Origin of the sequence: Mesorhizobium sp. L103C119B0, from assembly GCF_000502235.1 — a bacterium.
GTDB lineage: Bacteria > Pseudomonadota > Alphaproteobacteria > Rhizobiales > Rhizobiaceae > Mesorhizobium.
Map to the genome: position 1 here is coordinate 297,279 of NZ_AYXE01000004.1, position 12,957 is coordinate 310,235.

Here is a 12,957-nt window from a genome sequence, read left to right on the forward strand (position 1 = left end):
ATGCGTGGGAACTATGGAGCCTTCAGTGGATTGCGGCTAGAATCTCTCGCAAGTATAAAGACCCGTACGGGGGCGATTATGGCCAGATCTTTTTTCCGCTTTATTTCTTCAATTTTTGGCGCGTCCGACGCCAGACAGGAAGGAAAAGCCGAGGCCAACAGAGCCAATACAGGGGGCTTGATCAGAGCCGAATGGCCCCATGACTATCAGTTCCTCTTTATCGAACCACCTGCGAACGAAGTCGCGGAAGCGTTGGACGGCTGGAAGTGGATCGGACTGGATGGCCTTGAACCAGCTGCGGTGTCAGCTTTCGGCGACATATTTTTCCGTGCCGGCGACGGGTCGGTTCGTCATCTCGATATGCTCGACGGGAAATTGACCAGAATTGCGGGTCATTGGGCGGAATTTCAGGCCGACTTGCAGAATGAAGCGCGCCGCGACGAGTTGCTGCTGGCGGGCCTTGTCGTTGCCGCCCGAAAGAACGGACTGATTCCGGCAGCCGGCCAATGCTATGATTTCAAGAAGCCGCCGGTGCTTGGCGGCGAAATGAGTCTGCGAGAGATGGAAACGACGTTTTTCGTTGTGAAGGTGCATATCGCCGGCCAAATCCATCGGCAGGTGAAAGATCTCCCGCAGGGCGCGAAGATAAACAAGGTTACGATCAGCGACCGATAACGCGACTTACGCCTTGCGCTCCCAGCGACGGTCGGGCGTCTGCTGCCAGTAGGTGACAGCGTGGCCCGCTTCTTTCAACACCTTCCAATGCGTCCGCGCCCCTTCGACCTGGGCCGCGTCATGGCCGTCGAAAAGGAACACGGCGCGTTCATAGCCGGCGAGATCCGCGGGTGCGGCGCCATCGACGAGGAAGCGTATCTGCGCCTGGTTGGGGTTGGCGTCGCTTGTGGTGAGAAGGATTGGCTGTTCGGCCGGATGGGCTTCACGGTCGGTCGCGTGCGGGAGGAACGAATCGTCCCTGAACGTCCACAGATGCTGGTCGAGCGCGTCGCGCCGCTCTTCGGTGCCGGTCTGCACCACGGCTCGCCAGCCGCGATCGATGCTGCGCTCGAGCAGGCCCGGCAGAGCATCCTCCAGCGTCGATTCGGTCAGGTGGTAGAACAGGACATCGGCCATTCCCTGCCTTATCCCTCGTAATTGTCGCGGACCAGCCGGTCGAGCAGCCTGACGCCGAAACCCGAGCCCCAGGACTGGTTGATCTCGCTCGGCGGCGAGCCCATCGCGGTGCCGGCGATGTCGAGATGCGCCCACGGCGTTTCCTTGACGAAGCGCTGCAGGAACTGCGCGGCGATGATGGCGCCGCCATAGCGGCCGCCGATGTTCTTCATGTCGGCGTTCTTGGAATCGATCAGCTTGTCGTATTCGGGCCCAAGCGGCATGCGCCACAGCCGCTCCTGACTCGCCTTGCCGGCCGCCGTCAACCTGTCCGAAAGTTCGTCATTGTTGGAGAACAGGCCGGCATAATGCTGGCCGAGCGCGACCATGATGGCGCCGGTCAGCGTCGCCAGATTGACCATGAATTTCGGCTGGAAGCGGTCGTTGCAATACCACAGCGCGTCGGCCAGAACGAGGCGTCCTTCGGCATCGGTGTTGAGCACCTCGATGGTCTGACCCGACATCGAGGTGACGATGTCGCCGGGGCGCTGGGCATGGCCGTCGACGGCATTTTCCACCAGCCCGACGATGCCGACGACATTGGCCTTGGCCTTGCGCGCGGCTAGCGCCTGAATGAGCCCGATGACGGCCGCGGCGCCGCCCATGTCGCCCTTCATGTCCTCCATGCCGGAAGCCGGTTTCATCGAATTGCCGCCGGTGTCGAAGGTGACGCCCTTGCCGACGAAGGCGACCGGTGCGTCCTTGGCCTTGCCGCCCTTCCATTGCATGACAGCCATCCGGGCGCCGCGTGGCGAGCCTTGCGCGACACCGAGGAGCGAGCCCATGCCGAGCTTCTTCATTTCCTTCTCGGTGAGGATCTCGACCTCGACGCCGAGCGCTTCCAGTTCCTTGGCGCGGGCGGCGAATTCGATCGGGCCGAGCGTATTGGCCGGTTCGTTGACAAGGTCGCGCGCCAGAAGCACGCCGTCGATGACCGCAACCTCGTCGGCGAAGGCCTTTTTCGCCGCGGCAGGATCGGCGGTGTGGATGGTCACCTTGACCGGTTTCTTCGGCTCGGCATCGTCCTTGTCTTTCCTGGTCTTGTATTTGTCGAAGGAGTAGCTGCGCAGAATGATGCCAGCGGCAAGGTTCGCCGCTTGCCTGCCGCCAATCTTTGCGCCCGGCACATCGAGGATGACGGCCACCTCCGCTGCCTTGCGCAGGGACGCGGCGATGGTGCCGCCAAGCTTCAGCCAGGCAAAGTCATCGAGGCCGGCGACCTTGCCGGCGCCGACCGCCACCAGTCGGTCGAGCGATGTTCCCTGCGGCGCCAGCACTTCGACGACACCGGCGAATTTTCCGGAAAACTCCGCCACCGGAAACGCCCGCGCCAGTGTTCCTGAGGGGTCGCAGGCCTTTGCCGGTTCGCCAAGGCCACCATCGTCGGCCGCCAGCACGAAGATGCTGCCCTTTTTGGGTGCGGCAAATTTGGCGAAGGCGATCAATGGTCTCAAAGTCATCAGGTCCTGCTTTCGGGAAACGGCTCAGATTTTCAGGAAAAATGCATTCTCAGGGAAGATGCGCGACATTTGGTCGTTTTCCTTGATTTGGCAAGACTTTGCCGGAATCAGGGCTCATATGCGCAGCGGAATCGATAACGATTCGTCGCGGCACGGCCCCGCTTTCCTGCCGCAACCTGTTGTTAACCATCGATGTTCTCCCTTTCTTATCCATTGCCGCCGACACTCCGGCCTGCGGGACGGGCGATGTGGGACGGAGAATCGGATCGAACCGCCTGAAAGAAATGGCCAAACGCACCCAGTTGTACAGCCGCAGCCGGACGACTACCTTGTCGGCGGGCATGATGCCGTTCGGCAAATCGAGAAAAGCCTTACATGAAGGTCGTTGAACGCTACATCATGCGTCGCGCGTTGGCGGTGTTTCTCGCTGCGCTGATCTGGACGCTGGCCATTGTCTGGACGACGCAGGTGCTTGCCCGCATCGACCTGGTCACCGACAGTGGCCAATCGGCGCTGACTTTTTTCGAGGTCGCGGGCCTCATCATCCCCACCATCATCCCGATCGTGGTGCCATTCGCCCTGGTGGTGGCGGTGGCCCAGACGCTCAGCGTCATGAACTCCGATTCGGAATTGGCCGTCATCAACGCCGCCGGCGCCTCGCGCTGGACGATTGTGCGGCCGGTCCTGCTGATCGCGCTGGCGGCCAGCGTCTTTTCCTTCGCGGTCGACAATGGCGTCGAACCCTATGCCAGGCAGAAGAACCGCCAGCTGATAGCATCCTCGCGCGCCGATCTCTTGTCGCTGATCATCCAGGAAGGCACGTTCCGCAAGATCGACGACGGGCTGTTCCTGCAGATAGGCGAGCGGCTGCCGGACAACCGGCTCGGCGGCATCTTCGTGGCCGATTCGCGCGAGGAAGGCGCCAATCTGATCTATTATGCCAAGAGCGGCAGCGTCGTCGAAAAGGGTGACGAGAAGGTGCTGATGATGAATGACGGCGTCATTCATCGCAAGACGCTGACCGGCGACCTGTCGGTCATCCGCTTCACGTCCTACGCCTTCGACCTTTCCGCCTTCATGTCGGCGGCGAACGATATCATGCTCCTGCCCAAGGACCGAACGACGCAATACCTGCTCAACCCGGATCCGAACGACAAGATCTTCCAGCGCAGGCCCGGCGCCTACAAGGCCGAGCTCGACCAGCGCTTTTCCGAATGGTCTTATTCGCTGGTGTTCGCGCTGATCGCGCTGGCCGTGGCAGGCGATGCGCGCTCACACCGCGAGGCGCGCATCCACCCGCTGATCACAGCCATCGCCATTGCGCTGTTCGTGCGCTGGCTGGGCTTCTTTGCCGCCGGCAAGGCCGACAAGATCCCGCAATACGCCTATATGGTCTATGGCGTGCCGGTCATCGCCTCGGCGGTCGCCATCTGGTTCATCGTCACCTCGCGAAGCATGGAACTGCCCGGCAGCTGGGCCGACTGGATGACGAATTTCGCCGGCCGCGTCAGCCATGGCTGGACGGCGCTCAAGCTGCGCCTCAATCGGCGCTACACATCCGGCCAGGGAGCCTGACGATGGGCTGGACCCTGGGCCGCTACTTCTTCTTTCGCTACGTGTCGATCACGATCTGGTTCTTCATCGGCCTTCTGGCGCTGGTGTTCCTGATCGACTTCACCGAGCTGTCCGGCCGCATCACCGGCCTGCCGGGCTTCACCTACGGCACGGCGGTCGCGATCTCGGCGCTGAGGATGCCAATGATCATGCTGCAGACGGTGCCGTTCGTCGGCCTGTTCTCGGCGATGGCGACGCTGGTCTCGCTCAACCGCAAATACGAGCTGGTGATTGCGCGCTCGGCCGGAGTGTCGGCCTGGCAGTTTCTGTTGCCCTGCTGCATCGGTGCGCTGTTATTCGGCATATTGTCGGTCGGCGTGCTCAATCCGATCGCCGCGCATGGCTTCTCATGGTCGGAGCAGATGGAAAACCAGCTGCGATCCGGCAATTCGAACGCGGTGGCGGCCGATGCCACGCCGTGGATCCGCCAGAAAACCAACTCCGGCGACACCATCATCGGCGCCCGCGCCATCCTGAACCAGGGCCTGGAAATGGCCGACACCGTGTTCTTCGTCCTCGATCCGCAGGGCAACATCGTCGAGCGCAAGGACGCCGCGCGGGCCTTTCTGCGCGACGGCTACTGGGAATTGCAGGACGTCAAGGTGTTCAAGGACGGCAACATCCGTTCCGAAACGACCGACCAGTTGCCGACCAACCTCAAGCCGGAATTCGTGCAGGAACGGCTGGCGCGCCCCGAAACCATCCCGTTTTACGACCTTCCCGGCAAGATTGAGGTTGCCCGCTCCTTCGGCCTCAAGGCAAATGCCTTCGCCATGCAGTTCGATTCGCTGGTGGCGTTACCGTTCCTGCTTGTGGCCATGACGCTGATTGCGGCAACAGTTTCAATGCGATTTGCGAGGATGGGGCAGTCGGCAACGATGATTCTGGGTGGCGTCCTCGCCGGCTTTCTGCTTTATGTCGTTTCGGTATTGGTCAAGGCATTCGGCGTGGCGGGATTCGTGCCCACAGCCGTGGCTGCATGGGTTCCGGTTGTCGTGGCTATGTTCTTTGGGGTGACATTCCTGCTATACAAGGAAGACGGCTAGTGAGGGAGGCGGCTTTGCGCAGCCATAGGCAGGCCGGTTTGGCGCGCCTCTATTCGGCGAGCGCCTTGGCATGCCTGCTCGCCTGTGGCGTGCTGACGGCCCCTGCGCTGGCGCAGGACGTCACCGACGTGGCAACGAAGGTTCCCTCCGGCTCCCAGATGCTGCTGGCGGCCGACACGCTCGTCTATAACAACGACAACCAGACGGTCACCGCCATCGGCGGCGTCCAGATCGACTATGGCGGCAACAAGCTCGTCGCCCAGCGCGTCGTCTATGATCGAAACACCAAGCGGCTGGTTGCCAGCGGCAATGTCGAGATCGTCAACAGCGACGGCACCAAGATCAACTCGCAGCATATCGATATTACCGACGATTTCGCTGACGGTTTCGTCAATGCGCTGCGCGTCGAAACGCCCGAAAAAGCCTATTTCGCCGCCGAAAGCGCCGAGCGCATGGGCGGGGTGCTGACAACGTTCCACAACGGCGTCTATACGGCCTGCGAGCCTTGCGAAGACAAGCCGGACAAGGCGCCGACCTGGCGGATCAAAGCCAGGAAGATCATCTGGAACGGCGAAAAGAAGACGGTTCGCTTCGAGAATGCGAATTTCGAATTCTTCGGTTTCCCGCTGGCTTATCTGCCGGCGTTCGAGATCGCCGACCCGACGGTCAAGCGCAAAAGTGGCTTCCTGATCCCCAGCATCGGCTACAACAATCGTCTCGGCGTCGGCGTCAAAGTCCCCTACTACTTCGCTTTGTCGCCGACCTACGACCTCACCGTTACCGGCAGCGGCTACACCAAGCAGGGTTTCCTCGGCGAGGCCGAGTGGCGCCAGCGCTTCAACAATGGCCAATACACGCTGAAGCTTGCCGGAATCAACCAGCAGGACCCTGGCGCTTTCCGTGATTTCGCGGCTTTCCCCGGCGGCTACAATGTCAATTCGGGGCCAGCAGGCGATCCGAACAAATTCCGCGGCATGATGGGCACCAAAGGCCAGTTCGCCATCAATCCGCGCTGGGACTTCGGCTGGGATATCCTGCTTCAGACCGACAAGAATTTTTCGCGTACCTACACGATCGAAGGCTACAACGACGCCGTGCATCAATCGTCGGTCTACCTGACCGGCCTAAACGACCGCAATTATTTCGACGTGCGCGCCATGCGCTTCCAGGTTCAGGAAAACACACCGGACGGCAACGTCGCATCGCGCAGCGACAAGCAGCCCTGGGTGTTGCCGTCGCTCGACTATGCCTACATCCCCGACATGTCGGTGGCCGGCGGCCAGCTGTCGTTCAACGTCAATGCACGAGTCATTCGCCGCGACGATCTCGATCAGGCCTATTTTACCCCCTATGTGCCGGGCTCAGGCGTCCAGCGCGTGCGCGGCATCGAGGGCGAATCCGGTCGCCTCACCGCCGAAGCCGAATGGAAGCGTACCTTCACCACGGACGGCGGATTGCAGTTGACGCCCCTTCTGGCTCTGCAGGGCGACGTCGACTATCTCAACGCTTCTTCGGCTTCGCTGACTGCGGTAAACCAGATGGCAACGAATGTCGGTGCCGCCGACGACATGCGGTCTTCCTTCGCCCGTTACATGGCGACCGCCGGCCTTGAGATGCGCTGGCCGGTGCTGTTTTCGATGGCCGGCTCCAGCCATATCGTCGAGCCGATGGCGCAGGTCTTCATGCGCCCGAACGAGCAGTATGTCGGCGGGCTCGCCGTTCCCAACGAGGATGCACAGAGCTTCGTCTTCGACGCCACGACGCTGTTCGAGCGCGACAAGTTCTCCGGCTACGACCGCGTCGAAGGCGGCAGCCGCGCCAATGTCGGGTTCCGCTATTCCGGCGCCTACGACAATGGCTGGGGCACCAACGCGATCTTCGGCCAATCCTACCAGTTGGGCGGGCGCAACTCGTTCGATTCACCGGATCTGGTCAATGCGGGCGCCGATTCCGGCTTGGAGACTTCGACCTCCGACTATGTCGGCCTTGTCGGCTTCAGCAGCCCGAGCGGCTTCTCCGGTTCGCTCAGCGGCCGCTTCGACGAGCAGACCTTCGAAGTTCGCCGTGCCGAGGTGAAGGCCGCCTATTCCGGGCTGCCGGTTTCGCTGAGCGCCAAATACGCCTTCATCCAGGCGCAGCCGCTCTATGGTTTCACCACCGACCGCCACGAAGTCACGCTCGGCGCCTCGACACACCTGGCCGAAAACTGGCGCGTCTTCGGCACCGGCACCTATGACCTGCAACAAAGCGTGCTGGTCAAGGACGGCGTCGGCTTTGCCTACAATGATTCCTGCTTCACCTACCTGATGACGTACTCGGAATCACGCGACATCAACACCAAGGAAGTGTCGCAGAATGTCGGCTTCAACCTGTCGTTCCGCACGCTCGGCGATTTCGGCTCGTCCCAAAGCTCGATCGACTCCATCCAGTAGAGCCGGCTGACGACATCGTTTTGCCGCATAAAGCGGGCACGGATTTCGCCAATATTGGGCTGGAATCGGCCAAAACCGGGCTAGAATTGGGATGCTTTCGATGAGGAAATACCTGTTTTCGGCAGGATTCGCGCTCCTGTTGGCGGCGACCTCGGTCTCTGTCACCATGATGGTACCGCCGGCCTTCGCCAGTGAAATCAAGTATGTCGTCAACAACATGCCGATCACCACCGGCGACATCGCGCACCGGGCTGCCTTCCTGAAACTGCAGCGCAAGAAGGGTGACGCGGGTCAGGAAATGATCGACCAGACGCTGCGTATGGCGGAGGCCAGGCGTCTCGGCATCCGCATCTCCGACGCCCAGGTAGAGGCTGCCTATCAGCGCTTTGCCTCGAGCAACAAGATGCAGCTCAAGCAGCTCGACGGTGTCATGGCGCAGTCCGGCGTGACCAAGGAGCATTTCAAGGAATTCATCCGCTCCCAGATGGCGTGGAACCAGGCGCTGAGCGCACGCTACAGCGGCGGCGGCGGGCAGGTGAGCGAACAGGATCTGGTCAAGCGCATGCTCGAAAAAGGCGGCGCCAAGCCAAGCGCCACCGAGTACATGCTGCAGCAGGTGATCTTCGTGGTGCCGAAGGCCGAGCGCAGTGCCACACTCGCCAAACGCAAGCGCGAGGCCGAAGCCATGCGCGCCCGCTTCAATGGCTGCAACACCACGCGTGAATTCGCCAAGGGCCTGATCGACGTCACCGTTCGCGACCTCCCCCGATTGCTGGCGCCGCAACTGCCGCCGGACTGGGCCGAGCAGATCAAGGCCACCAAGCTGGGCGGCGCCACGGCCGTGCGCGAGACCGATCGCGGCATTGAATTCATCGGCATCTGCTCGTCGCGCGAGGTTTCCGACGACAAGGCGGCCCAGATGGTGTTCCAGAGCGAAGGCAGCGGCGACAAGAACGCCGACGAGCTCTCGGCCAAATATGTCGAAGAGCTGAAGGCGAAAGCCAAGATCGTTACGCGCTGAACCGGCCCAGCCGTGCGTGAGACCGAGCTTCCGCTGGCGCTGAGCGTCGGCGATCCATCCGGCGTCGGTCCGGAAATCGCCATTGCCGCGTGGCAGAGCGCCCGCGGTTCCGGTGCCGCGCCCTTCTATCTTCTCGCCGATCCGGCGCTGATTGCCGCGCGGGCGCGCCGGCTCGGCGCGGCGGTGGCAATCGCCGAGACGGTGCCGGCCCAAGCGGCTGGTGTCTTTCAACACGCCTTGCCCGTGGTGCCGCTGGCGGCCCACTTCACCGATGATCCCGGCCGGCCCGACCCGGCCAATGCCGCCGGCATCATCGAGGCCATCGATCGCGCCGTCGCCGACTGCCTTGCCGGTCACGCGGCCGCGGTCGTCACCTGTCCGATCGCCAAGAAGCCGCTTTACGATGCCGGCTTCGGCTTTCCCGGTCACACCGAATATCTGGCGCATCTGGCCTCGCTCCACACCGGCGGCACGGTGACGCCGGTGATGCTGCTCGCCGGCCCCGAATTGCGCACCGTTCCTGTCACCATCCACATCGCGCTGGCCGAGGTGCCGAAGACGCTGACGACGGAGCTGATCGTTGCCATCGCGCGCATCACCGCCGGCGATCTTGCACGCCGTTTCGGCATCGCCAGGCCGAGGCTCGCGCTTGCCGGCCTCAATCCGCATGCCGGCGAAAGCGGCGCCATGGGGACAGAGGACGAGCGCATCATTCGTCCTGCGGTCGACATGTTGCGGGCGCAAGGCATCGATGCCTTCGGGCCGCTGCCGGCCGATACGATGTTTCATGCGCGCGCCCGCGCCGGCTACGACGTGGCGGTCTGCATGTATCATGACCAGGCGTTGATCCCGGCCAAGGCGCTGGCCTTCGACGAGGCCGTCAACGTCACGCTTGGCCTGCCGTTCATCCGCACCTCGCCCGATCACGGCACAGCCTTCGACATCGCCGGCAAGGGCATCGCACGTCCCGACAGCCTGATCGCGGCGCTGAAGCTGGCCCGCCGGCTGGCCGATACCGGCGCAAAGCCCGCAGCTGCATGAGCCCAAAATCATGAACCAAATTCATGAGCATTGACGGGCTGCCGCCGCTGCGCGAGGTGATCGAGCGCCATGGACTGCAGGCAAAGAAGGCGCTTGGCCAGAATTTCCTGCTCGACCTCAATTTGACCGGCAAGATCGCGCGGGTCGCCGGCGACCTCACCGACAGCACGGTGATCGAGGTCGGCCCCGGCCCCGGCGGGCTGACCAGGGCGCTGCTCGCTGCCGGTGCCCGCCGCGTCGTCGCCATCGAGCGCGACGAACGCTGCCTTGCGGCCTTGGCCGAGGTCTCCAACCACTATCCGGGCCGGCTCGAGGTGATCAGCGGCGATGCGCTGAAGACGGATTTTGCCGCTCTTGCCAAGACCGCGTCACAAGACGGCCCGGTGAGGATTGCCGCCAACCTGCCCTACAATATCGGCACCGAGCTGTTGATCCGTTGGCTGACCGTGGCGGACTGGCCACCCTTCTATCAATCGATGACGCTGATGTTCCAGCGCGAGGTGGCCGAGCGCATTGTCGCCGGTGCCGGCAGCGATGCTTATGGCCGGCTCGGCGTGCTGGCGGGCTGGCGGACCGAGGCGAGGATCGCCTTCGAGGTGCCGCCGCAAGCGTTCACGCCGCCACCCAAGGTAACGTCCTCGGTGGTGCATCTGGTGCCGCGCGCCAGCCCTTTGTCAACCGACGTGAAAAAACTCGGTCGCGTCACCGAAGCCGCTTTCGGCCAGCGCCGGAAAATGCTGCGGCAGAGCGTGAAGAGCCTGGGTGGCGAGGCACTGCTGACGCGCGCCGGCATCGATCCGACCCGGCGTGCGGAGACGCTCAGCGTCGAGGAATTCGTGCGGCTGACAAACGCGGTTTGACCGGCGGCGCTAGCGCCGCCTAGCAATCGTCATTCAAACGCATTACATTGACGGCGAAGGAGATTGCCATGCCAGCAAATGCACTGGTCCAGACGCGTATCGACGCCGACATCCGGGATCGAGCTTCGGCGGTGCTCGAAAGCATGGGGCTGACGGTCTCGGATGCGGTGCGGATATTGCTCACCCGAACCGCCAACGAGGGTGCGCTGCCCATCGATCTCGTCACAAACAACGAGGCGTATGATTTATGGTTTCGCGCCAAGGTTCGCGAAGCGCTCGACGACACCCGACAAGACATTCCTGATGATCAAGTCGAGGCGCATTTTGCCGAGAGACGCGCCGCGGCGCGGCGTTCGGGTGAACCTAAATCTTGAAGATCGTCTGGTCGCCATTCGCGCTTTCAGATCGCGACGGCATCTTCGCGCATATCGAGGCCGACAATCCTGCGGCCGCGATCGCCACCGATGAGCGGATCGTCGCCGCAATCAACCGTCTTCGGACCTTCCCCAAAGCGGCCGGATCGGCAGGCTTGCAGGGACACGAGAGATCGTCATCGTCGGCACGCCATATGTCGCGGCCTATCAGCTGACCAACAGCACGATTCGAATCCTGCGCGTGCTTCACGGAGCGCAGCGTTGGCCGGACGATCTGCCAGGCAGCTGATGCGGCTAATTTAGATTGCCAGCGGTGGACGAGCTATTCCGTCTTCTCGTCCAGCAACCCCGAGACGAAATCGAACAGCCCGGGCCGGCGGTCGCGCCGCAGCCTTTCCGCCGTCACGATGCCACGCACTTCGGCGAAGGCGCGGTCGAGATCGTCGTTGACGATGACAAAGTCATATTCCTTCCAGTGCTCGATCTCGTTGCGGGCGTTCTTCAGCCTGGTCTCGATCACGTGCTCCTGGTCCTCGGCGCGGCGCTTGAGGCGCGACTTCAATTCCTTCATCGACGGCGGCAGGATGAAGATCGAGACGATGTCGGCGCGCATCTTCTCCTTGAGCTGCTGGGCGCCTTGCCAGTCGATGTCGAAGAGCATGTCACGGCCCTGCGCCAGCGCCAGTTCGGCCGGCTCGCGCGGCGTCGCGTAGCAATTGCCGTGCACCTCGGCCCATTCGAGCAATGCGTCGGAATCGCGCAGCCGCTCGAACTCGCGCGTGGTGCGGAAGTGATAGTGGACGCCCTCGATCTCCGAGCCGCGGCGTGGCCTGGTAGTGACCGAGACCGATAATTCCAAGCTGCCGTCGCTTTCCAGCAGGTTGCGCGCGATCGTCGACTTGCCGGCGCCCGACGGCGACGACAGGACCAGCATCAGCCCGCGGCGGCGAATGCGGGATCCGAGATCCCTGGCAACCATCGGCTCCTTGCCACCCATTCGGGTTTACTCCAGATTCTGGACCTGTTCGCGAAACTGGTCGACCACCGCCTTCAGTTCCAGCCCGATGGCGGTGACAGTGGCGGCGTTCGACTTGGAACACAGCGTATTCGATTCGCGGTTGAATTCCTGCGCCAGAAAATCGAGCTTGCGGCCGATGGCGCCGCCATTTGCCAGCAGCGCTCTGCCCGACGCCACATGCGTCTTCAGCCGATCGATCTCTTCACGGATATCGGCCTTGGTGGCCAGGAACGCCGCTTCCATGTGCAGCCGGCCGGCATCGAGATTGGCCGACGCATCCATCAGCAGCCGCACCTGTTCGGCGATCCGCTCGCGGATCGCCGCCGGTTCGCGCGACGGGTCGGCCTCGGCTTGAAGCGTCAGCGCCTCAATGGCGTCGATATGGCCGGAAAGCAGCGAACGCAGCGCTTCGCCCTCGTTCTGGCGTGCCTGCTCGAGACCTGTAAGCGCCCTTTCCAGCGCGGACAGGATTGACGCGTCGAGTGCTGCCCGCACCTCCTCGGTTTCGCTGGTTTCAGGGATATCGAGCACGCCGCGCAGGGAAAGCAGACCGTCGGCAGTTGCCGGACCAACACCGAACTGGTCCTGCAGCCGCTTGGCCAAGCCCGCCAGATCCCTGAGGAAGGCTTCGTTGACCACCGGCTGCGCCTGCTGGCCGGCGGCGCGGCCGACGGTCAGCGTCGCTTGGAAATTGCCACGCGAAAAGCGCTTCTGCAGCGTCTGCCGCACAGTCGGTTCGAGCCGCTCGAAACCTTGCGGCAACCGCAACCTGACCTCGACGCTCTTGCCGTTGACCGACTTGACCTCCCAGGCGATCGAGGCGCCGTCATGTTCGGCAACAGTGCGTGCAAATCCGGTCATGCTCTGCAAATTCATGATGCGGCTCGTGTCTCCCTGATGGTCCGATTCTACAAATTGCGC

Annotated in this window: 13 protein-coding genes and 1 pseudogene; 9 read left to right on the forward strand and 5 right to left on the reverse strand. The window is 62.7% G+C overall.

All coding sequences use genetic code 11. The annotated features are described in order from the left end of the window. Nucleotides 1-78 precede the first annotated feature (78 nt). Nucleotides 79-675 carry a T6SS immunity protein Tdi1 domain-containing protein gene (locus X728_RS157310; protein WP_023685696.1) on the forward strand — a complete coding sequence of 199 codons (597 nt, stop codon included), beginning with the start codon at nucleotides 79-81 and terminating at the stop codon, nucleotides 673-675. 6 nt (nucleotides 676-681) lie between these two features. On the opposite strand, the gene X728_RS157305 is transcribed toward X728_RS157310, so the two are convergent. From X728_RS157305 to X728_RS1000000170230, 3 genes are read right to left on the reverse strand one after another with little or no spacing between them, the layout of a single operon-like run. Continuing rightward, the gene (locus X728_RS157305) at nucleotides 682-1,131 is read right to left on the reverse strand and encodes a DNA polymerase III subunit chi (protein WP_023831136.1); all 450 of its coding nucleotides are present in this window, start codon (nucleotides 1,129-1,131) and stop codon (nucleotides 682-684) included. A gap of 8 nt (nucleotides 1,132-1,139) precedes the next feature. After that, on the reverse strand, nucleotides 1,140-2,630 hold the full coding sequence (locus X728_RS157300; protein WP_023831137.1) for a leucyl aminopeptidase: 1,491 nt from the start codon (nucleotides 2,628-2,630) through the stop codon (nucleotides 1,140-1,142). 49 nt (nucleotides 2,631-2,679) lie between these two features. Continuing rightward, nucleotides 2,680-2,973, reverse strand: a complete 294-nt coding sequence (locus X728_RS1000000170230; RefSeq protein WP_155923279.1) for a hypothetical protein — start codon at nucleotides 2,971-2,973, stop codon at nucleotides 2,680-2,682. A gap of 32 nt (nucleotides 2,974-3,005) precedes the next feature. Here X728_RS1000000170230 and lptF point away from each other — a divergent pair, with 32 nt between their 5' ends. The 8 genes and pseudogenes from lptF (at nucleotide 3,006) to X728_RS01000000166560 (ending at nucleotide 11,307) form a co-directional block, all read left to right on the forward strand. After that, nucleotides 3,006-4,205 carry an LPS export ABC transporter permease LptF gene (gene lptF, locus X728_RS157295; protein WP_023733864.1) on the forward strand — a complete coding sequence of 400 codons (1,200 nt, stop codon included), beginning with the start codon at nucleotides 3,006-3,008 and terminating at the stop codon, nucleotides 4,203-4,205. A 2-nt stretch (nucleotides 4,206-4,207) separates the two neighbouring features. Then, nucleotides 4,208-5,290 carry an LPS export ABC transporter permease LptG gene (lptG, locus tag X728_RS157290; protein WP_023695591.1) on the forward strand — a complete coding sequence of 361 codons (1,083 nt, stop codon included), beginning with the start codon at nucleotides 4,208-4,210 and terminating at the stop codon, nucleotides 5,288-5,290. Continuing rightward, nucleotides 5,290-7,722 (forward strand): LPS-assembly protein LptD, encoded by a 2,433-nt coding sequence (locus tag X728_RS157285; protein ID WP_023711931.1) that lies wholly within the window; start codon nucleotides 5,290-5,292, stop codon nucleotides 7,720-7,722. Before lptG ends, X728_RS157285 begins: the two co-directional genes overlap by 1 nt. A gap of 91 nt (nucleotides 7,723-7,813) precedes the next feature. After that, nucleotides 7,814-8,743: a peptidylprolyl isomerase gene (locus tag X728_RS157280; protein WP_023738609.1), complete on the forward strand. Its 930-nt coding sequence runs from the start codon at nucleotides 7,814-7,816 to the stop codon at nucleotides 8,741-8,743. 12 nt (nucleotides 8,744-8,755) lie between these two features. Further along, a complete protein-coding gene (pdxA, locus tag X728_RS157275; protein ID WP_031195193.1) occupies nucleotides 8,756-9,784 on the forward strand; it encodes a 4-hydroxythreonine-4-phosphate dehydrogenase PdxA in 1,029 nt (342 codons plus the stop codon). A 23-nt stretch (nucleotides 9,785-9,807) separates the two neighbouring features. Next, nucleotides 9,808-10,644: a 16S rRNA (adenine(1518)-N(6)/adenine(1519)-N(6))-dimethyltransferase RsmA gene (gene rsmA, locus X728_RS157270; RefSeq protein ID WP_023831138.1), complete on the forward strand. Its 837-nt coding sequence runs from the start codon at nucleotides 9,808-9,810 to the stop codon at nucleotides 10,642-10,644. Between the two features lie 68 nt (nucleotides 10,645-10,712). Next, a complete protein-coding gene (locus tag X728_RS157265) occupies nucleotides 10,713-11,018 on the forward strand; it encodes a type II toxin-antitoxin system RelB/DinJ family antitoxin (RefSeq protein WP_023672731.1) in 306 nt (101 codons plus the stop codon). Then, nucleotides 11,015-11,307 (forward strand): annotated as a pseudogene (locus X728_RS01000000166560) (type II toxin-antitoxin system RelE/ParE family toxin). Before X728_RS157265 ends, X728_RS01000000166560 begins: the two are co-directional and overlap by 4 nt. Before the next feature lie 33 nt (nucleotides 11,308-11,340). Here X728_RS01000000166560 and gmk read toward each other — a convergent pair. Both gmk and X728_RS157255 read right to left on the reverse strand, forming a co-directional pair. Next, nucleotides 11,341-11,997, reverse strand: coding sequence for a guanylate kinase (gmk, locus tag X728_RS157260; protein ID WP_023689111.1), 657 nt, complete (start codon nucleotides 11,995-11,997; stop codon nucleotides 11,341-11,343). Nucleotides 11,998-12,021: 24 nt separating this feature from the next. After that, nucleotides 12,022-12,912 carry a YicC/YloC family endoribonuclease gene (locus X728_RS157255; RefSeq protein ID WP_023831139.1) on the reverse strand — a complete coding sequence of 297 codons (891 nt, stop codon included), beginning with the start codon at nucleotides 12,910-12,912 and terminating at the stop codon, nucleotides 12,022-12,024. Nucleotides 12,913-12,957 lie beyond the last annotated feature (45 nt).

Bases quoted from the DNA above. Each gene is read 5' to 3' on its own strand.
- X728_RS157310 (WP_023685696.1), top strand. From the start codon at position 79: ATGGCCAGATCTTTTTTCCGCTTTATTTCTTCAATTTTTGGCGCGTCC.
- X728_RS157305 (WP_023831136.1), bottom strand. From the start codon at position 1,131: ATGGCCGATGTCCTGTTCTACCACCTGACCGAATCGACGCTGGAGGAT.
- X728_RS157300 (WP_023831137.1), bottom strand. From the start codon at position 2,630: ATGACTTTGAGACCATTGATCGCCTTCGCCAAATTTGCCGCACCCAAA.
- X728_RS1000000170230 (WP_155923279.1), bottom strand. From the start codon at position 2,973: ATGCCCGCCGACAAGGTAGTCGTCCGGCTGCGGCTGTACAACTGGGTG.
- lptF (WP_023733864.1), top strand. From the start codon at position 3,006: ATGAAGGTCGTTGAACGCTACATCATGCGTCGCGCGTTGGCGGTGTTT.
- lptG (WP_023695591.1), top strand. From the start codon at position 4,208: ATGGGCTGGACCCTGGGCCGCTACTTCTTCTTTCGCTACGTGTCGATC.
- X728_RS157280 (WP_023738609.1), top strand. From the start codon at position 7,814: ATGCTTTCGATGAGGAAATACCTGTTTTCGGCAGGATTCGCGCTCCTG.
- rsmA (WP_023831138.1), top strand. From the start codon at position 9,808: ATGAGCATTGACGGGCTGCCGCCGCTGCGCGAGGTGATCGAGCGCCAT.
- X728_RS157265 (WP_023672731.1), top strand. From the start codon at position 10,713: ATGCCAGCAAATGCACTGGTCCAGACGCGTATCGACGCCGACATCCGG.
- gmk (WP_023689111.1), bottom strand. From the start codon at position 11,997: ATGGTTGCCAGGGATCTCGGATCCCGCATTCGCCGCCGCGGGCTGATG.
- X728_RS157255 (WP_023831139.1), bottom strand. From the start codon at position 12,912: ATGAATTTGCAGAGCATGACCGGATTTGCACGCACTGTTGCCGAACAT.